Annotated in this window: 14 protein-coding genes, 1 pseudogene and 1 riboswitch; of the genes and pseudogenes, 4 read left to right on the top strand and 11 right to left on the bottom strand. The window is 64.2% G+C overall.

The window, feature by feature from the left end; genetic code table 11:
• Positions 1 to 31: 31 nt before the first annotated feature.
• Genes GA0004734_RS21160 through GA0004734_RS21140 form a run of 5 tightly spaced genes read right to left on the bottom strand, consistent with a single transcriptional unit; the run spans position 32 to position 5,996 of the window.
• Positions 32 to 1,552 (bottom strand): aldehyde dehydrogenase family protein, encoded by a 1,521-nt coding sequence (locus GA0004734_RS21160; protein WP_092937677.1) that lies wholly within the window; start codon positions 1,550 to 1,552, stop codon positions 32 to 34.
• Positions 1,552 to 2,331 (bottom strand): enoyl-CoA hydratase/isomerase family protein, encoded by a 780-nt coding sequence (locus GA0004734_RS21155; RefSeq protein WP_092937675.1) that lies wholly within the window; start codon positions 2,329 to 2,331, stop codon positions 1,552 to 1,554. Before GA0004734_RS21155 ends, GA0004734_RS21160 begins: the two co-directional genes overlap by 1 nt.
• On the bottom strand, positions 2,324 to 3,934 hold the full coding sequence (locus GA0004734_RS21150; protein WP_092937673.1) for an acyl CoA:acetate/3-ketoacid CoA transferase: 1,611 nt from the start codon (positions 3,932 to 3,934) through the stop codon (positions 2,324 to 2,326). Before GA0004734_RS21150 ends, GA0004734_RS21155 begins: the two co-directional genes overlap by 8 nt.
• An 8-nt stretch (positions 3,935 to 3,942) precedes the next feature.
• Entirely contained in the window at positions 3,943 to 4,947 is a 1,005-nt protein-coding gene (locus GA0004734_RS21145) for a Gfo/Idh/MocA family protein (protein ID WP_092937671.1), read from the bottom strand.
• Positions 4,944 to 5,996, bottom strand: coding sequence for a LacI family DNA-binding transcriptional regulator (locus tag GA0004734_RS21140; protein WP_092937669.1), 1,053 nt, complete (start codon positions 5,994 to 5,996; stop codon positions 4,944 to 4,946). Before GA0004734_RS21140 ends, GA0004734_RS21145 begins: the two co-directional genes overlap by 4 nt.
• A gap of 256 nt (positions 5,997 to 6,252) precedes the next feature.
• Here GA0004734_RS21140 and GA0004734_RS21135 point away from each other — a divergent pair, with 256 nt between their 5' ends.
• Positions 6,253 to 7,419 (top strand): dihydrodipicolinate synthase family protein, encoded by a 1,167-nt coding sequence (locus GA0004734_RS21135; RefSeq protein ID WP_092937667.1) that lies wholly within the window; start codon positions 6,253 to 6,255, stop codon positions 7,417 to 7,419.
• A 58-nt stretch (positions 7,420 to 7,477) separates the two neighbouring features.
• Here the strand turns inward: GA0004734_RS21135 and GA0004734_RS26140 are convergent.
• The 6 genes and pseudogenes from GA0004734_RS26140 to GA0004734_RS21105 form a co-directional block, all read right to left on the bottom strand.
• Positions 7,478 to 7,600 (bottom strand): annotated as a pseudogene (locus GA0004734_RS26140) (acyl-CoA dehydrogenase); the annotation flags it as partial.
• 332 nt (positions 7,601 to 7,932) lie between these two features.
• Positions 7,933 to 9,036: a dimethylsulfone monooxygenase SfnG gene (gene sfnG / locus GA0004734_RS21125; RefSeq protein WP_092937663.1), complete on the bottom strand. Its 1,104-nt coding sequence runs from the start codon at positions 9,034 to 9,036 to the stop codon at positions 7,933 to 7,935.
• Positions 9,037 to 9,286: 250 nt separating this feature from the next.
• Positions 9,287 to 10,498 carry a plasmid replication protein RepC gene (repC, locus tag GA0004734_RS21120; RefSeq protein ID WP_092937661.1) on the bottom strand — a complete coding sequence of 404 codons (1,212 nt, stop codon included), beginning with the start codon at positions 10,496 to 10,498 and terminating at the stop codon, positions 9,287 to 9,289.
• Between the two features lie 344 nt (positions 10,499 to 10,842).
• The gene (gene repB / locus GA0004734_RS21115; RefSeq protein ID WP_092937659.1) at positions 10,843 to 12,009 is read right to left on the bottom strand and encodes a plasmid partitioning protein RepB; all 1,167 of its coding nucleotides are present in this window, start codon (positions 12,007 to 12,009) and stop codon (positions 10,843 to 10,845) included.
• A gap of 100 nt (positions 12,010 to 12,109) precedes the next feature.
• Positions 12,110 to 13,378 (bottom strand): plasmid partitioning protein RepA, encoded by a 1,269-nt coding sequence (gene repA / locus GA0004734_RS21110; protein WP_092937657.1) that lies wholly within the window; start codon positions 13,376 to 13,378, stop codon positions 12,110 to 12,112.
• 424 nt (positions 13,379 to 13,802) lie between these two features.
• Positions 13,803 to 14,117, bottom strand: coding sequence for a WGR domain-containing protein (locus GA0004734_RS21105; RefSeq protein ID WP_092937655.1), 315 nt, complete (start codon positions 14,115 to 14,117; stop codon positions 13,803 to 13,805).
• Positions 14,118 to 14,284: 167 nt separating this feature from the next.
• Positions 14,285 to 14,396, top strand: a riboswitch (TPP riboswitch).
• A gap of 90 nt (positions 14,397 to 14,486) precedes the next feature.
• On the opposite strand from GA0004734_RS21105, the gene thiC reads away from it, so the two are divergent.
• The 3 genes from thiC to GA0004734_RS21090 all read left to right on the top strand — a co-directional run bounded on the left by thiC (position 14,487) and on the right by GA0004734_RS21090 (position 17,988).
• On the top strand, positions 14,487 to 16,319 hold the full coding sequence (gene thiC, locus GA0004734_RS21100; protein WP_092937653.1) for a phosphomethylpyrimidine synthase ThiC: 1,833 nt from the start codon (positions 14,487 to 14,489) through the stop codon (positions 16,317 to 16,319).
• 189 nt (positions 16,320 to 16,508) lie between these two features.
• Positions 16,509 to 16,787, top strand: a complete 279-nt coding sequence (locus tag GA0004734_RS21095; protein ID WP_139056317.1) for a hypothetical protein — start codon at positions 16,509 to 16,511, stop codon at positions 16,785 to 16,787.
• A 613-nt stretch (positions 16,788 to 17,400) separates the two neighbouring features.
• On the top strand, positions 17,401 to 17,988 hold the full coding sequence (locus GA0004734_RS21090) for a DUF1349 domain-containing protein (protein ID WP_092937649.1): 588 nt from the start codon (positions 17,401 to 17,403) through the stop codon (positions 17,986 to 17,988).
• Positions 17,989 to 18,019: the final 31 nt, after the last annotated feature.

Here is an 18,019-nt window from a genome sequence, read left to right as displayed (position 1 = left end):
GACCGCGTGTTGCGCGCCCGGGCGGGATGCTTCAGGCCAGCTTTTCCGTCTGCGGCATCCACCAGTTCGTGCGGCCGCCGATATGCATGTTGAGCGTCTTGGTCTCGGTGTAATCCTCCACCGCATGGCGGCCGAGTTCGCGGCCGAGGCCCGATTGCTTGTAGCCGCCGAAGGGCAGTTCGGAGGCGCCGTCCATGAAGGTGTTCATCCACACGGTTCCCGCCCGCACACGACGGCCGATCGTCAGGCAGGTGTCGAAATCCTTGCTCCACACACCGGCAGACAGACCGTAATCGACCGCGTTGGCGATCTCGATGGCCTGCGCCGCCGTCTCGAAGGTGAGCACGGAGAGAACCGGGCCGAACACTTCCTCGCGCGCGACCGGCATGTCAGGCGTCACATTGGCAAGGATCGTCGGCGCCATGAACTGCCCGCGCCCGAGATCGAGCGCCTTGCCGCCATGGGCCACGTCCGCGCCGCCGTCTGCTGCCCCTGAAATATAGGCGGCGATCTTGTCCAGATGCTGCGGCGTGATGATCGCGCCGACCTGCGTCTCTGGATCGAGCGGATCGCCGACCCGCACCTCTTCCGACAGCGCGGCCACGCGCTTGACCACCTCGTCGGCGATGCTCTTGTGCAGGATCAGCCGGGAGCCGGCATTGCAGCATTCGCCGGCGTTGAAATAGGCGCCGAACACGGCGGCATCGATGAAGCCATCGAGATCGGCATCGGGAAAGACGATCTGCGGGTTCTTGCCGCCCAGCTCCAGCGACACTTTCTTCAGCGTCTGCGCGGCATTCGCCATGGTCAGCTTGCCGACACCGGTGGAGCCGGTGAACGAGACCATGTCGACATCGCGATGCGACGTCATGACCGACCCAACCTCGGCGCCCGTGCCCGTGACGATGTTGACGACGCCCTTGGGAACGCCTGCTTCCTCGAGGATCTCGCCGAGCACGACGGTCGATCCGGACGAGAGTTCCGACGGCTTGACGACCGTGGTGCAGCCGGCGGCGAGCGCGAAGGGCAGCTTCTGCCCGACGATCAGGAAGGGGAAGTTCCAGGGCGTGATGATCGAGACGACGCCGATCGCCTCGCGCAGGACCACGCCCAGCGTGCCGTCGCCCAGCGTATTGTAGCTCTCGCCGTGAAGATCGCGGGCAAGGGCCGCGGCATAGCGCCAGATATCGACCGAGCCGGCGATTTCGCCGCGCACCTGGGAAATGGGCTTGCCGGCTTCCACCGCGTCCAGAAAAGCGAGTTCCTCGGCACGCGCGGCGATAAGATCGGCGGCCTTCAGCAGGATGCCGGAGCGCTCCGACGCCGTCATCCGCGGCCAGGGTCCGGTGTCGAAGGCCTTGCGGGCTGCCGCGATGGCGCGCTCGGCATCGGCGCGCGTTCCCGCCTGGAACCGGCTGACCACCACGCCGTGGCCGGGCGCGACCCGCTCGATCGGGTCGGCGGTGCCCTCGCTCCACCGGCCGTCGATCAGCATCTTGAAGTCGCGCGGCGCGGTCTCGGCCAGCGCCTTCGGGTTTACCAGAACCGTCATTACCATTCTCCCTTGAACTGTGCGGCGCGCTTCTCCTTGAAAGCGGAAACGCCCTCCTTCAGGTCGCCCGTCTTGGCGGCGAGGATCGACCCCAGCGCTTCCACGGCCGTCCCGTTGTCCTCCCCGTTGGCGCTCGCGATCATCAGTTTGACGATCTCCAGCGCCGCCGGCCCGCGCGCGGCGATGCCTGTCGCCATGTCTTTCGCTGCGGTAAGCGCCTGTCCGGTCGCGGTAACCCGATCCACCAGCCCGAGCGACAGGGCCTGCTCCGCCGTGAAGATCTCGCCGCCGAGCGCCATCCGGCGCACGGGCTGGGCGCCGAAGCGCCTGACCAGCCGCTGCGTGCCCGACCAGCCCGGCACCATGCCGAGCCCCGTTTCCGGCAGGCCGATGCGGATGTGTTCCTCGGCGATGCGGATGTCGGCGGTGCCGGCAAGCTCGAGACCGCCGCCGAGCGCGTGTCCGTTCAGCGCCGCAATCAGCGGCATGCGCAGGGTTGCCAGCCGCTCGAACACGCGGTGCCCGTAGCGCACCCAGGCATGACCGAATTCCTCCGGCCGCATGCCGCCCCAGGCGGTGATGTCGCCGCCGGCCGAAAAGCCCGGCCCCTCGCCCGTGAGGATGGCGACGCGGATGCCGGCCTCCGCCTCCACCGTATCGGCCGCCGACATCAGCGCCTTCAGCATGTCGAGATCGAGCGCATTGCGCTTTTCCGGGCGGGACACCGTGAGGACGGCAATCGGCCCCTCGATCCCGATGCGAACCTCTCCCCTAGACATGCGCACCCTCCAGAACGCGCGGCGCCTTGGCTGGCAGCGACAGGCCGATGCGCGCCTCGCCAAACAGCGCGGCATCCATCAGCTTCAGATCCGGCGAGACGATCAGCGGAAACTCGGACTGGTCGAGCACCTGCGTCTGGAGATCGACGCCGGGTGCGATTTCGGTCAGCACCAGCCCCTGCGGCGTCAGCTTGAGCACGCAACGCTCGGTGACATAGGTGATGTCCTGCCCCTGCGCGATGGCGCGGCTGCCGGAGAAGGTCACGTGCTCGACCGCCTCGACCAGCTTCTTAAGCTTGCCTTCCTTCTCGATCACCAGCTTGCCGTCGCCGATCGACAGTTTGGCGCCGGCATTGAACATGCCGGAGAACACGATCTTGCGGGCGCGCGCCGTGATATCGACGAAGCCGCCGGCACCGGCCGTCACATGCGGACGGAACGAAAGGCGGGAAACGTTGACCGAGCCATCGCGGCCGATTTCGAGGAAGGACAGCAACGAGGCATCGAAGCCGCCGCCCTGAAAATAGGTGAACTGGTAGGGCGACGGCATGTAGGCATCCGCATTGGACGCGCAGCCGAAGGCAAAGTCGAGCAGCGGCACACCGCCGACGGCCCCCTGCTCGATGACCCAGGTGACCGCGCCGTGCAGACCTTCCTCCAGCAGGATGCGCGGCACGTTGGCCGAGATGCCGAAGCCGAGATTGACGCAGCTGCCACCGTGCAACTCCTGCGCCACCCGTCGCGCGATGACCTTCTGGATGTTGAATTCGGGCACGGAGAAACTGTCGAGCGGCCGGAAGATCTCGCCTGAAATGGCCGGATCGTAATCCGTCAGCGTCGTCTGTTTCTGGTCGGGATCGACGATGACATAATCGACCAGCATGCCGGGAACACGCACGTCGTGCGGCTTCAACGCGCCCTGCTTCGTGATGCGCTTGACCTGCGCGATGACGATGCCGCCATTGTTGCGCGCCGCCAGCGCCTGGTCGAGCCCGCCGAGCGTCGCGCCCTCGTGCTCATAGGTCAGGTTGCCATGCTCGTCGGCCGTCGTTGCGCGGATGATCGCCACCTGCGGCACGATGGCCGGGAAATAGAGCCAGTCCTCGTTCTCGAACGAGACCCGCTTGACGACCGGCGTGTCTGCCGCCAGCGCATTCATGGCGCAGCCCTGCCGCTCAGGGTCCACGAAGGTTTCGAGCCCGATCTTGGTGATGACGCCCGGACGCTTGGCGGCGGCCTCGCGGTGCATGTCGAAGAGGATGCCCGAGGGAATGTTGTAGGCCGGGATCTCGTTGCCCGTGATCATCTGCCAGATCCGCGGCGGCTCGGCCGTCGAGGGGCCGGAGGGATAGGAGCCGGCAAGGATCCGCTTGAGGAGGCCTTTGCGCGCGATATGATCCACGCCCTTGATGCCGCTCATGTCGCCGGCGGCGATCGGGTGCAGGGTGGTGATCTCGCGCGGATGCCCCGTCGCCTCGAAGCGCTCGCCGATCGCCTTCAGCATCAGGTCCGGGCAGCCGAGCCCGCTCGAGGACGAGACGGTAACGACGGCGCCGTCGGGGATCAGGGCGGCCGCTTCGGCCGGTGTGATGTGCTTGCCCATGCTGTGTCTCAGAGCCCCGTTTCGACCGTGACGGCGCGGCCGGACCGGGCGGCTTCGACGACCGCAAGCCCTGTCGCCAGCGACCAGATGCCGTCTTCGGCGGTTGCCGACGGAGATCCCGTGCCGGCGATGGCCGCATGGAAGGCCGCAAGGCCGGTTTCATAGAGATTGCGCCCGTCGAGCGGCAATGACTGCTCGCCCTCGCCGGTGCGCAGGATCACCGTGCCGACAGGCCGCTGCGTCATCACATTGCGGGCGATGAGCGAGCCTTCGGTTCCGTGAACCTCGAAACCGGTCTCGGCATATTTCGTGGTGAAACCGTCGTGAAACTGGGCGATCAGCCCGTCCTCGAACCGCATGACCCCCATCACGGCATCTTCGAGACCCGCCTTGCCCAGACCGCCGGATTGCGAGAAGGCCGTGACCTCCACCGGGTTCTGTCCGAGCACGAAGCGCAGCGTATCCGTGTCGTGCACGGTGATATCCAGAATGACGCCGCCACCGGCTGCGGGATTGTCGAGCCGCCAGCCCTGCAGATGCGGCGGCAGGTAGACCGCGTGGAACACCCGCGCCGAGAGCGGCTTGCCGATCCGCCCGGCGGCGACCGCATCCCGCATGGCGACATGGCTGGCCGCGTTGCGCAGATGATGGTTCGTCGCCAGCACCACGCCGGCCGACCGCGCCGCCTCCCGCATGCGGTGGGCATCCTCCAGCGTCATCGCCAGCGGCTTTTCGCAGAGAATATGCTTGCCGGCCTTCGCGGCGGCAATCGCCTGATCGCGGTGCAGCTCGTTGGTGGTCGAGATATAGACCGCATCGATATCGGGATCCGCGAGCAGGGCATCGAGATCCGAGACGGCCTTGCCGATCCCGTTTTCCGACGCATAGGTCGCGGCGCGCTCCGGGCTGGAACTCATCACGGAGACGACCTCCCCGCCCGTCGCGCGGATCGCGCCGATCACCCATTCCCGTGCGATCGTGCTTGCGCCGATCAATCCCCAACGGTTCGTCATGCAGTTCGCCTCCCCGGCTTCATTCTGTTCACGCCGCAGCTTTCCCGCACGACCAGCCGTACGGGCGTGACCACGGCCTCCGCCTCCGCCTCCGCCTTGCCCGCATTGATCTGCTTGAGCAGCAGCTGGGCGGCACGCCGGCCGAGGCCCTGCGGATCCACCGCGATGGTGGTGAGCGCCGGCACGGACGTGCCCGCCTCGATCACGTCGTCGAAGCCGACGATGGCGAAATCGACGCCCGGCTCCAGCCGCCGCGCCCGCAATCCGTCGTAGACGCCGAAGGCCACGGCGTCGTTGAAGCAGACCCCGCCCGTCGGCCGCTCATGAGCATCTATCGCCCGCCCTACGGCCTTCGCCCCTTCCGCCCGCGAGGGCGCGCAGGCAAAGACGAGGCTTTCGTCATAGCCAAGCCCCGCCGCCGCGAGCCCGTCGCGATAGCCGGCCAGCCGCTCCTGAAAGATCGCCGTATCCTCAAAACCGCCGAAGAAGGCGATGCGCGTGTGGCCGAGCTTTGCCAGATGCTCGACGGCTGCAAAAAGCCCGGCATGATTGTCCGACATCAGCGAGGACACCTTGGCCCCCGGCACGGAGCGCACCACCGCGACGACCGGCATGCCGGCCGAAACCAGCGCCTTGAAATCGACCGCCCGCGAGCCGCGTGCCGGTGAGACCACGAGGCCGGAAATGCCGTGCTCGCGCATGGAGGCGATGACCTCCGTCTGCCGGTCGAGGCTCTCGCTGGTATTGGCGAGGAACTGCACGAAGCCCGCATCCTGCACGACGAGATCGATACCGACCGCAAGCTCGGCAAAGAAGCTGTTGGTCAGGTCGTTGACCACGACGCCGATGATCTTCGACTTGGCGCTGGACTGGCGGAGGTTGGCCGCGCCGCGATTATAGACATAGCCGAGGTCCCGCATGACGGCATTGACCTTGGTTCGCGTGCCCTCGTTGACGAGCGGCGAGCCTTGCAGCACGAGCGAGACCGTCGATTTCGACACCCCCGCCGCCTTCGCAATATCGATGACCGTAACCCGTCCGTTCGCCATGAACTCTCATGCGCCTCCATCTTGCTTCCCTCAATATTTGGATCGTTCCAAAATATCAAGCACCATTTCCGGGGTGTTTGCGGATTTTTTGCAGCGCCTGTTTCGACCAAATATGTAGTTCGTTCCCTGTGCAATGCAGCATCCACAGCGCATCGCGTCCGTAAGTGGCGGCAAGGCCGATGATCATCCGTCAGAAAAATGAGACTTGCAATTTGGATCGATCCAAATTATCCGATTGACATTCCGAGGAGGTATCATGACCCAGGTTCTCAATCTGCCGACATCCGCAGGCACGGTCGAGGCGTATCGTCTTGTGGGCACGCCGATCGCCCGCCCGGCAACGACGCCCGTCTTCAACCGCATCGCATATGCCGCCGCGCATATCGTTTCCGCGCCGGAGCGGGACACCGATCCATGGAACCGCCCGGCGATCGACTGGGACACGACGCTCGCCTTCCGGCATCATCTCTGGAGCCTCGGCTTCAGTATCGCCGAGGCGATGGACACGTCGCAGCGCGGAATGGGTCTCGACTGGGCCGGTGCTCAGGAGCTGATTGCCCGTTCGCTTGCCGAAGCGCGGACGGTCGACGGTGCCGACCTTGCCTGCGGCGCCGGCACGGATCATCTCGATCCGAACGATGCCCGTACGCTGGACGACGTGATCGCGGCTTACGAGACGCAGATCGAGCATATCGAGAAGCATGGCGGCCGCGCGATCCTGATGGCGAGCCGGGCGCTTGCCCGCATCGCCCGCTCCGCGGACGATTACGCCACGGTTTATGGCCGCATTCTCTCGCAGACGAAGGACAAGGTGGTGCTGCACTGGCTGGGCGACATGTTCGACCCGCAGCTGCGCGGCTACTGGGGAAGCACCGACTTCGCGCCGGCGCTCGATTGCGCGCTGCGGATCATCACGGAGAATGCCGGCAAGGTCGAGGGTATCAAGATCTCGCTGCTCGAACACGAGAAGGAAATCGCGCTCCGCGACCGGCTGCCGGAAACCGTGCTCTGTTTCACGGGCGACGATTTCAACTATGCCGGCCTGATCGAGGGCGACGGGCGGCGTCACAGCCATGCGCTGCTCGGCATCTTCGACGCCGTTGCGCCGGCCGCTTCCAAGGCGCTGGCAGCGCTTGCCGCAGGCGACACGGCAACCTTCCGCGCGGTGATCGATCCGACGGTTCCGCTCTCGCGCAAGATCTTCGAGGCGCCGACCCAATATTACAAGGCCGGCGTGGTCTTCCTCGCCTGGCTCAATGGGCACCAGTCGCATTTCACCCTACCGGCCGGCATGCAGTCGGCGCGCGGCATCAACCACTATGCCGATATCTTCCGCCTTGCCGATCAGGCCGATATTCTCGACCGGCCGGATCTGGCAGCCGAGCGCATGCGCCACCTCGCCGGCGTCTACGGCATCGTCTGAAAGCTCTTTGGTTATATGGCCGCGCATCTCGCCTGACGCGCGGCTCCTTTCAGGAGCCTCAGCTCCAGGCGTGGAGCGGTGGCTTCTCACCGTTCAGGACATACTTGTCGAGAATGGCGTATTTCCAGCGCACCGGATCGTGCAGCGTGTGGGTTCGGGCATTGCGCCAGTGCCGGTCGAGACCGGCGGCACGGCTTTGGCGGCATTCTGCGTCTTGATGTTGGAAATCGTCATGTCGATATCTCCTTTGACATCTGTTAGCCGGCAAATTCCGGTTTTGGGAAGGGGCGACTTGGGGATGCAAGGTTTGGGGCGGTCATGGTCACATCCTTTCCACACGCTTCCGCCCAAACGCGCCGAAGGGCCGCAAGCGGGGCGAGAGAGAAGGCCCGGCACCAACGCGAGGTTCTGGAAATTGCCGGTGACACCCGGCCTTCCGAGTTGCTGCGGGAAAACCTGGCCGCAACGCTGCCCCATGGCGGCGACCGTCAGCCGGCCGCCGCTCTCACGGCGTCATTCCGCTGCGATGGCGCTTGCCGCCTCCGCATCCTCGATCGCCCGCACCAGCGGGATGACGTGCCTGCCGAAATATTCGACCTCTTCCTGGAAATGGAGGAAGCCGAGGAGGATGAGATCGGCACCGGCACGCTTCAGGTCCACCACGCGCTGCGCCACCTGCTCCGGCGTGCCGATCAGGTTCGAGCGGAAGCCGTCATTGTACTGCACGAGGTCATCGAAGGAGGATTTCGCCCAGTTCCCCTCGCCTTCCGGCGAGGCCTTGCCGGCATTCTTCACCTCGTGGCCGAAGGCGTTGACGGCCTCCGGATTGGCCTTCTCGACGATCTCGGCGAGCACCGCCCGCGCTTCTTCCTCGGTATTGCGCACGATGGCGAAGGCGTTGACCCCGACGCGCACGCTGTGGCCGTTCTCCTTCGCCTTGCCCTTGAGGTCGGCCACCTGCTTGCCGATCTCTTCGGGCGTGTTGCCATTGGTGAAGTACCAGTCCGACACGCGGGCGGCCATGTCGCGGGCGGCGCGCGACGAGCCGCCCTGAAAAATCTCCGGCTGCGGATCGATCGGCTTCGGCTTCAGCGAATAGTCGTTGAAGCGGTAGAAATCGCCGTGGAAGGTAAAATTGTCTTCTGTCCAGATACCGCGCAGCGCCCGGATGAACTCCTCGGAGCGCCGGTAGCGCTCGTCATGATCGAGCCAGTGCTCGCCGATGGCGTGGAACTCGCCGCGAAACCAGCCGCTGACGACGTTGACCGCGACGCGGCCATTGGTCAGATGGTTGATCGTGGAGATCTGCTTGGCCGCAAGCGTCGGGTTCCACGGCCCCGGCAGGATGGCCGCGATGACCTTCAGCGTCGTCGTGGATTCCAGCAGCGCATGGCTGAAGGAGACCGATTCATGCTGGAACTCAGCACCGTAGCCAGCGGTGAAGCGGATCTGGCTCAGCGCATATTCGAAGCCGCTGGCCTCTGCGATCTTCGCCAGCGTCTTGTTATAGTCGATCGACCAACTCGTGCGCTGCTCGATATCGGAAATGACGAGGCCGCCCGAGACATTGGGCACCCAGTAGGCGAATTTGACCGGCTTGCGGCTGGTGTAGGACATGGTGTTCTCCTCGTTTGCTCCAATACTCTATGGATTTACTATTCTACGGGTAACAATCGCTTTCTAATGTTCCGGTCGATTGTGGAATATTGATCTCGCGTCGGAGAGCCGAAAGGGGATGATGAAACCCGCCCACTGGAAACGGCGATGCGTGGTGATGGCCGAGCCCATATCCGCCGGACCTCACGGGACGAGACGCTTTGGAAAGAAAAGCGCATATCGTGGTGCCTGGCCGTGGCCCTTTCCCCGCTCATCCCAAGGCCTTCAACATGGGGCCAATTGAGAAGCGTCCCTGTGCGGCCTTGGCGGTGAGGTTGCGCAGATAGCCGCCGGGCGAGCGGATGATGGTACTGCGTTGCAGGATCGCAGCGATGACGATGGCGGCGGCGATGTCGCCCATGGCGGTACGGGCTGCGGCCATGGCGCTGGGACTGATGCGCAGCATGGTGCGGACGACCTCGGCCGCACCGATCACGTCCTGCCAGCGGGAAACACCGCCGCGGGCGTAGTCGGCGATATCGGGGCAAAGGGCAAGAAAATCCTTCAGCGCAAGGCCTGTCGATGTCCGCTCCGGCGTATTTGGTTCTCCGGCTTCGCCGTCCACTTTCAGTCTTTGGCCGTTTTTATCAAAAGAAAGTTCTGATTCTGAATTCTGAATATGGTGCTCAGAATGACGCTCACTGGCGCTCATTTCCTCCTCGGTGAGAGCGTTAAGGTAACCGGTCTCCACCTCCGCACGCAGCCGCAGGAGCGCATTGCAGCGGGCCGACAGATGCTCTTCCGTGCCGTTGCGCTGGACGCGGCCGGAGAGGTCACGCAGGCGTTCGACGAACCCGTGCCAGGGATCGGCACCCCGTTCGGTCCGACCTTCTGCAATGGCGGCAGCGATGGTCTTGGCGATGTCGCGAAGGTGCAGGGTGATTTCGGCGCGCAGGCGGGAGATGCGGCGGGCAGTGTCGCGGGACGTGGCAGCGGTTGCGAGGATGTCTTCGGCCCGCAGCGCCAGCGGCGCGAGATCGAAGCCGAAAGCGGTCTCGACGTCGCCGTGATCGTCGCGACGGCAGTAACGCTTGCCGTTGGCGCTATCGCGCCGCAGGATCAGCCCGGCCTCCACGAGGCTTGCAAGATGTCGCCTGAGCGTTGCGGGTGACATGCCGCGTGCACGAAGCGACAATTCGGCATTGGAGGGGAAGACGATGATCGGTGCGCGGCCGTCGAGATGACGGTCCTGATGAAAGCTCGCCAGCGCCTCGAGCACGGCGATTGCCCTGTCGGAGAGGTTCCAGACGGTGCGGGCTTCGCTGAGCGCACGGATGATCTGGTATTTCTCGGCCTGGCCGGTCGCATTGCCGCCCTCGCCGTTCCTCAAACGCGCCTGTCGCTTCTCCAAGTCGGCCCGAAGCGCGAAATTGCGCGCAGTCAACCGTGCGCCGCCGAAAGGCGTCGTTGCAAATTTCTCCATTTCTCCATCTCCGTTGGGAGGCAAGCCTCCCCCGGCACGGCACACGTCTTCCTTCGCTGACACCCTTGTTTTCAGGCATTCAGGCACAGATGTCCTCGATATCAGAAGGCTTCACCAGGCAACCGAAAACGTTCGGTCATGGCTTCGCCATTCAGCATTTCTGCCGCTGACTCTTGACTTTGATGGCTGGAAGTGATTCTCTCGAACTGCTTAGATTGAAGAGGGCTTCCATGACGGTGACGTTTTGGGGGCCTTTTTTCTTGCTCTCTTGGTCGTCCTTTTCTGGTTCATGTCGTTTGAGGCCGCCCCGGTGTTCGAGGCGGCAAGGTCGTTGCGCGTTGGGTTCAGCTTTCGCCGCCCGCCTCGCGCTCGAAGGTTTCATGCGCCTCGGCCAGAAGAGCTGCTGCGGCATCGATGAAGGCCGGCGGCGTGCCCTCGGCAAATTCGATCCGCGTTGCGCCGTTCTCCACCTTCAGTCGAGCAAAGACCCGGCCACGGGCATCCGTCAGCGATCTCACGTCTCCGCTGTCAGTGTCCCCTGCCCTGCGCTTCGTCTTCATCGGCTTGCCCAACGCGTCGAGATGGGAAAACAGGATCTGGAAACGCCTGTCGCTATCGGCCGCCTTGAACTTTGCGGAATGGACGACGTCGATGGCCTGCTCCTGCCGGGCTTCCTTCGACAGGATCTCGCCAAGCTTCATCCAGCGCTCCCGCCCGACCTTCGGCGCCGGGCCGATATGTCGGATGAACCGGTCCGGCACGCCCTCGGCCACCTGCATCAGCCGCGAAAGCTCGCTTTTCTGCACGGCCAGCGCATCGCCGATCGTCTTGCGGTCGAAACCGCGTTCCGTGAGGTTGCGGGCAAAGAGTGCGCGCTCGATGAAGGAGAGGTTGCGGCGCTCGGCATTTTCCTTGCCCTGTGCCAGAACCAGTTCGTCGTCGGTCAGCGCGCGAATGATTGCCTTGACCGGACGGCCGAGGCGGGCGGCAGCGCGGATGCGGCGGTGGCCATAGGCCGTCTGGTAGACGCCCTGCTTCTCCGGGTGCGGGCGCAGAAGCACTGGCACCTGCTGGCCCGCCTCGCGCACGCTTTCCACCAGTGCCTCGAAATCCTCGTCCGTCGGTCCGTCAATCACGAGTCGATCTTCGACGAAGGAGGCCTCGATCCGTGCGGGGTCGATGCCGACGACGTGCTCGCCTTCCGACAGGGCTTGCCGCAGCGCGCGCGCTTCTTCCGCTTCGCGGGTGATCGCGTTCAGCGAGAGGCCCATGACCTTGACCGCGCCGGATGCGCTGCGCGTGTGGGGTGCGGGCGGCACACCATCCCCCGGCGTTCCCGGGTTGGTAGGACCCGGGCTGGCATGCATCGACCCTTCGGCCGATTTCCGTTCGGGCGCCGGATCTTCGCTCGTATCAAGCTTTTGCGTTTCAGCCGCACGTACGACGTCGGCCGGGCTCAGCCCGCCCCCAAACAGCGCCTTCAGTTCGCTCTTGCGGTTCCCCGCCATCATCCGATCCTTTCCGCGTTCCCGGCCCGAAAGCCGCTCGCTCAACTCGTCTGCAACAGCGAAGAGCCCTGCGGCCGCTCGCCCATTCCCGTCCTCGACCCCGTCAACGGTTCCACACCGCATGCACCAGCGTTTCGATCTCGCTGTTGACGGCATTCATCGATTCCACCGCGCGGTCGTAGGTCGCGCGGGTAAAATTCTCTCGGCCGACCTCGTAGAGCGTCTGCTTGGTCAGCCCCGCATCCGACACGGCGGTCGATTTCACCATGGGCGCCGTCAGTACGCGCTCGCCGAAGAGCGAGCGCATGAAGCCGACGATCTGCGCCTGCGGCCCGTCATTCGGCTCGAAGCGGGTGACGAGGTAGCGCAGGAAATCGAAATTCAGCGTGCCCCCGGCATCCCGCACGACGGACAGCAGATCGGCCGTCATAAACAGGAACTGGTTCATCGAGGCGATGTCCAGCATCTGCGGATGCACGGTGACGATGACGGAGGTCGAGGCGCAGAGCGCCGACAGCGTGAGATAGCCAAGCTGCGGCGGGCAATCGATCACGACCACGTCGTAATCGGCCTCCACCGTGTCCAGCACCGCCTGGATACGGGCGAAGAACAGGGGGCCACCGGTCGCCCCCTCCTTTCCGGACTGCCGGTCTGCCAGCGCCTGCGGCGTCACATGCTCGAATTCCTGCAGCTCGATATTGCCGGGCACGAGATCGAGGCCGGGAAAATACGTCTGGCGGATGACGTCGGACAAGGGCCGCTGCTCGGCATCGTAGCGGATGGCGCCATAGAGCGTGTCGTTGCCGGTCAGGTCCAGCTCCGGCTGATAGCCGAAAAGCGCCGACAGCGATGCCTGCGGATCGAGATCGATGGCGAGCACCCGGTGGCCGGTCAGCGCCAGATATTGTGCCAGATGCACGGCGGATGTCGTCTTGCCGGAGCCGCCCTTGAAATTGGTGACGGAGATGACCTGCATCCGCTCGCCGGCCTCGGCATCCCGCCGCGGTAGGTAGCCGCGCGCTTTGGCGGCATGGCCCTTGGCCAGCGCCTGTTCCGAAAGGTAGAGCCGCAGCGCGTTGATATCGGCCAGCGAATAGAAGCGGCGTCCGCCGGCGCCGGTTTCCGGCTGCGGCCCCTCCCCCGCCAGCGACAGCTGGCGCAGATAGCCGTCGGACACGCCGATCAGCTTGGCCGCCTCGCCGGAGGAGAACGCCCGCAGCGTCTTCGTCGCGGTCGGCGGAAACAGCCGCTCGCGCATCGCCTTCAGCTGTTCCGACAGCGCGCTTGCATCCGCCGCGATCGTCAGATCCGCCGATGGTGTCGGCGCCGCGTTTTTCGGGCCGGTGCGTGTCGTGTGGGCCGTTGGGGCCATGTCGTTTCTTTCCTCACTGTCTGGCCAGCGTGCCGGCGGCTTGCGGACGGGCTGCGTCCGGGGGATGTTCGATGTCTGCCATGTTCCCGCCCGCGCGGCGGCGATTCTCTGGCGTCAGTGTATACGTCGCGCTATCACATATACAGAGGTGGCAGCGTGTTACGCCGGGGGCGCATATATCTGCCTCTGACCGTTAGAGGTTGAGGTCGATTGCTGAGTCGCGTCAAGCTATATTTGAAATGTGAAATCTGAATCATTCTTCCTGTCCACAGTGCCTCCTCGCGACTATTCGTCGTGGCGGCGCGCTCAGAATAAGCGGACGGCCAATGGCGGGGAGAAACGAAGGCGGGCGACATTGAAACGGAAGAGCGATTCCGACCTTTTATCCCCGCTCTGCCGCGTCGGCAGAGCGAGTTGACAGCTGTCAACTTTTGAATGGGGGTGAGTCGCGTATTGGCCGAAGTTGACAGCTGTCAACTCGCGCGGCCGCGCGCCGCAACCCGCACTGCCCCACCGCATAACCCCGCGCCCTCTTTTGCCAGTGAAGCGCCATCATCGCCGCCCGGTCGTCCGCGAAGACCTCGGTACGAGACCGCCCCGCAGATCCAATCCGGCAGCAGCGACAAACGAGCACGATTTCGCAGAAGAGCGAGGGCTCCAGCGAGGGCGCGTAGAACCGCGCCATGCCGCGCGACGGGCCGCAGCGTTCCAGATGCAACCGATAGGACGGAGTTTTCATACGCGCAGAGTCTCGCTCTCGGGAGACGGCGTCCAACGAGACTTGTCAATCGATCCGGGGTGGTCGATTCACAGGCATGATAGGACGGTCTCCGTCTATCCTCCGCGCTGCAAAAGGCGCGGCTAAAAGCCGGCTTGACCGCGGCCATGGCTCCATGCAACCTTCCGCATATTCACCAGGGGGGTCCCGGCAAGGGGCTGAGATACTGCTATTGCGCGCAGTGACCCGTTGAACCTGATCCAGTTCATACTGGCGGAGGGACGGTGCGATGCTTGCAGGCTCTTGGGTGGATCTCCGCCAGATAGCCGGCATGCGTCTTCTCATCATTCCAACACTGGGACTGGGTCTCCAACCTCGGAGAGCCTTGCCATGACTGTTGCCACTTCACAATTTGTGCCGAGCGTCACCACCGGCCCACTGCCGGCCTCGACCAAGGTGTTCAAGCCCGGGCTGCTTCACCCCAGCATCCGCGTTCCGATGCGCGAGATCGCGCTCCACCCGACGGCCGGCGAACACCCGGTCACCGTCTATGATTCCTCCGGCTCCTATACTGATCCGGCCCATATCGTCTCCATCGATCGCGGCCTGCCGCGCATCCGGGACGCTTGGCTCAGCGCGCGTGCCGACACCACGGCCTATGAGGGGAGGGCGGTGATCGCGGCCGACAATGGCTTCGTTGCGGGCAACCGCCTGACGCCGGAATTTCCCGTCCGCGCCGCGCCGCTGAAGGCTGCGGGATCCCGCGCCGTGACGCAACTCGCCTATGCCCGCGCGGGCATCATCACCGCGGAAATGGAATTCGTGGCCATCCGCGAGAACCTCGGGCGGCAGAGGCAGCGCCAAGCCCTCGCGCGGGACGGGGAGAGCTTTGGCGCCGAGGTGCCGGATTTCGTCACACCGGAATTCGTCCGCCGCGAGGTGGCGGAGGGCCGAGCGATCATTCCCGCCAATATCAACCACCCCGAGCTTGAGCCGATGATCATCGGCCGGAACTTTCTCGTGAAGATCAATGCGAATATCGGCAATTCCGCCGTCACCTCGTCCATGGCGGAAGAGGTGGACAAAATGGTCTGGGCCATCCGTTGGGGCGCGGATACGGTGATGGACCTCTCGACCGGTCGCAACATTCACAATATCCGCGACTGGATCATCCGCAACGCGCCGGTGCCGATCGGCACCGTTCCGCTCTATCAGGCGCTGGAAAAGGTGAACGGCATTGCCGAGGCTCTCACATGGGAGATCTATCGCGACACGTTGATCGAACAGGCGGAGCAGGGGGTGGACTATTTCACCATCCATGCCGGCGTGCGGCTCTCCTATATCCCGCTGACCGTGAACCGGGTGACCGGCATCGTCTCGCGCGGCGGCTCCATCATGGCGAAGTGGTGCCTGCATCACCACCGGGAGAACTTTCTCTACGAGCATTTCGAGGAGATCTGCGAGATCGCCCGCGCTTATGACGTCTCCTTCTCGCTCGGCGACGGCCTGCGCCCGGGCTCCATCGCCGACGCCAACGACGCGGCGCAGTTTGCCGAGTTGGAGGCGCTGGGCGAACTGACCAAGATCGCTTGGGGCCGCGATTGCCAGGTGATGATCGAAGGCCCCGGCCATGTGCCGATGCATAAGATCAAAGCCAATATGGACAAGCAACTCGCCGTCTGCGGCGAGGCGCCGTTCTACACACTCGGGCCGCTGACGACCGATATCGCGCCCGGCTACGACCATATCACCTCCGGTATCGGCGCGGCGATGATCGGTTGGTTCGGCACGGCCATGCTCTGCTACGTCACGCCCAAGGAGCATCTGGGCCTGCCCGACCGCAACGACGTAAAGACCGGCGTCATCACCTACAAGATCGCCGCCCACGCCGCAGACCTTGCCAAGGGCCATCCGGCGGCCCGTCTGCGCGACGATGCGCTGTCACGTGCGCGCTTCGAGTTCCGCTGGGAAGACCAGTTCAACCTCTCACTCGATCCCGACACCGCGCGCGCCTTCCACGATGAGACCCTGCCGAAGGACGCCCACAAGGTCGCCCATTTCTGCTCGATGTGTGGCCCGAAATTCTGTTCCATGCGCATCTCCCACGACATCCGTGCGGAAGCCCAGAAGGAAGGGCTGGAGGCCATGGCTGCGAAGTACAGGAATGGCGGCGATCTCTATATGCCCGTGGGAGAAGGCGCGGGGAGGGAAGGTGAGGCGTGAAACGGTGCCGGTCGATGGCCTTCCAATGAACGAAAGCGACCGCGTCTGCCTCTAAGGGGGGTGAATGAGGATCCCCCACGCGATCTGTCATCTCCGTTCCCGACCCCGTGTCAAAACTCTTGCAGCCTTGCCTTTTGCACGCTGCGAGAGTTCAATGCCGAAACGGTCCTAACCTTGCGAAAGGCTATCGTGGGAACCCTTGTCACCGCCGTCTTCCTGCTCATCCTCCTGTTTGGCTGCCTGCGGTCTCCCGGCCAGGCGACCATCCTTGCAGGTTTTCTGATCTTTGCTGCGGGTCTCGTGCCGCTGGCGCTGATCACCGACATCCACCCCTATTTCCTCCTCGCCGTCCTGCAGGCCCTCACCGCCACCCCTGCCGTTCCCATCGGCATCGCGCTGATGGCGCTTGGCCGGCTGGTCGTTCACGCCGAACGACGGGAGGCTGCGCGGCAGCGCGATCGTCCTTGAACATCGATCGCTGACATCCGGCTTCGGCACTCAGAGGGAAGGAGGCCGCAGCATGTCTCTATTGCAGCGCCGACTATCCCCAGACGAACGACAGGCCGCGACAGACTTGCCTCACCCTAAATATCGGGTAGGCAGCGCTTCACCACGTTGAGCCCGCTCCCCGATCGGCAGCACGCGCCGCCACACGGCCACCCTCATGGCCGCAAGCCCGGTTCAGCGGCAACCTCACCGCGCGACCCGACGCCCTCCCGCCTCAACCGCCAGAAATGTCACCCGCTCCCGGCAATGCCGGCGTGCAGGAAAGTTGGGAAGCGTTCTGAGGAATAACGGCATGAACCCGCAGCGGAAAAAGGCTGCGGGTCTTCGCGTATTCGGGGGAGGGGATTGCCTATCGTCCAGAGAATGCCTCCGTCAGATGAGCGTATGGTCCGCCTCCCCGTGCCAGGCTGAAAACACTTTCGTCTAAATGAGGAGACACAACTGCATTCTTCGCAAGGGCCGCGGCGGTGCGTTCGAGAAGAGCCACCTTCACGCGGGCAGCGATCAAGGATATCGGAGGAGCGCGAAGCAGCGCTCTTGGCTATCGTGCCGAACGCAACTCCGGAGGAGAACAATGGACGTCAACCTGAAACAGGCCAAGTGGCTGAACGAACCTGCCGTGTGGAAGGCGATCGAAACCGGTGTCACCTTGACGACGGACATGAATACCGATTTTTGGCGCGAGACGCATTACGGCTTCACGCGCGATAGCGGCCATTTCCTGGGCGTCCCCGTCGACGATGATTTTACGGTGCGTGTCCGCATACAGGGGGAGTTCCGGTCCCTTTACGATCAGGCCGGCCTGATGGTCCGCATCGACGAAAGCCGATGGGTGAAGACGGGCGTGGAGTTTACGGACGGTGAGCGTTTTCTCAGCGCCGTTGTCACCGATGGAAAATCGGACTGGTCGGTGTCCCAGCCGTTCGACCAGCTCGAAGACTTCCACATCCGCGTCACCCTGAAGGGTGGCGCTATCCGTATTCAGGCCTCGTCTGACGGCAAACGGTGGCCACTGCTCCGTCTGGCTCCATTTCCGCGGGCGCAGCGTTATCTCGTCGGGGTTACCGCCTGTACGCCGGAGCGCAGCGGCCTGAATGTCCAATTCTCGGATTTCTCCATCAGCGGTGCGATTACAACGGATCTTCATGATCTCTCGGGTTAATGCCTCATCGCATGATGGTCGCTTTTGTGAT

Origin of the sequence: Rhizobium sp. 9140, assembly GCF_900067135.1 — a bacterium.
Classification (GTDB): Bacteria; Pseudomonadota; Alphaproteobacteria; order Rhizobiales; family Rhizobiaceae; genus Ferranicluibacter.
Note: the sequence above shows the minus strand (reverse complement) of the source record. Positions and strands in the feature narration are given on the sequence as shown.

What these genes read in the sequence shown, in the direction of transcription:
- GA0004734_RS21160 (WP_092937677.1), bottom strand. Translation starts at nt 1,552, where the DNA reads ATGACGGTTCTGGTAAACCCGAAGGCGCTGGCCGAGACCGCGCCGCGC.
- GA0004734_RS21155 (WP_092937675.1), bottom strand. Translation starts at nt 2,331, where the DNA reads ATGTCTAGGGGAGAGGTTCGCATCGGGATCGAGGGGCCGATTGCCGTC.
- GA0004734_RS21150 (WP_092937673.1), bottom strand. Translation starts at nt 3,934, where the DNA reads ATGGGCAAGCACATCACACCGGCCGAAGCGGCCGCCCTGATCCCCGAC.
- GA0004734_RS21145 (WP_092937671.1), bottom strand. Translation starts at nt 4,947, where the DNA reads ATGACGAACCGTTGGGGATTGATCGGCGCAAGCACGATCGCACGGGAA.
- GA0004734_RS21140 (WP_092937669.1), bottom strand. Translation starts at nt 5,996, where the DNA reads ATGGCGAACGGACGGGTTACGGTCATCGATATTGCGAAGGCGGCGGGG.
- GA0004734_RS21135 (WP_092937667.1), top strand. Translation starts at nt 6,253, where the DNA reads ATGACCCAGGTTCTCAATCTGCCGACATCCGCAGGCACGGTCGAGGCG.
- sfnG (WP_092937663.1), bottom strand. Translation starts at nt 9,036, where the DNA reads ATGTCCTACACCAGCCGCAAGCCGGTCAAATTCGCCTACTGGGTGCCC.
- repC (WP_092937661.1), bottom strand. Translation starts at nt 10,498, where the DNA reads ATGGAGAAATTTGCAACGACGCCTTTCGGCGGCGCACGGTTGACTGCG.
- repB (WP_092937659.1), bottom strand. Translation starts at nt 12,009, where the DNA reads ATGATGGCGGGGAACCGCAAGAGCGAACTGAAGGCGCTGTTTGGGGGC.
- repA (WP_092937657.1), bottom strand. Translation starts at nt 13,378, where the DNA reads ATGGCCCCAACGGCCCACACGACACGCACCGGCCCGAAAAACGCGGCG.
- GA0004734_RS21105 (WP_092937655.1), bottom strand. Translation starts at nt 14,117, where the DNA reads ATGAAAACTCCGTCCTATCGGTTGCATCTGGAACGCTGCGGCCCGTCG.
- thiC (WP_092937653.1), top strand. Translation starts at nt 14,487, where the DNA reads ATGACTGTTGCCACTTCACAATTTGTGCCGAGCGTCACCACCGGCCCA.
- GA0004734_RS21090 (WP_092937649.1), top strand. Translation starts at nt 17,401, where the DNA reads ATGGACGTCAACCTGAAACAGGCCAAGTGGCTGAACGAACCTGCCGTG.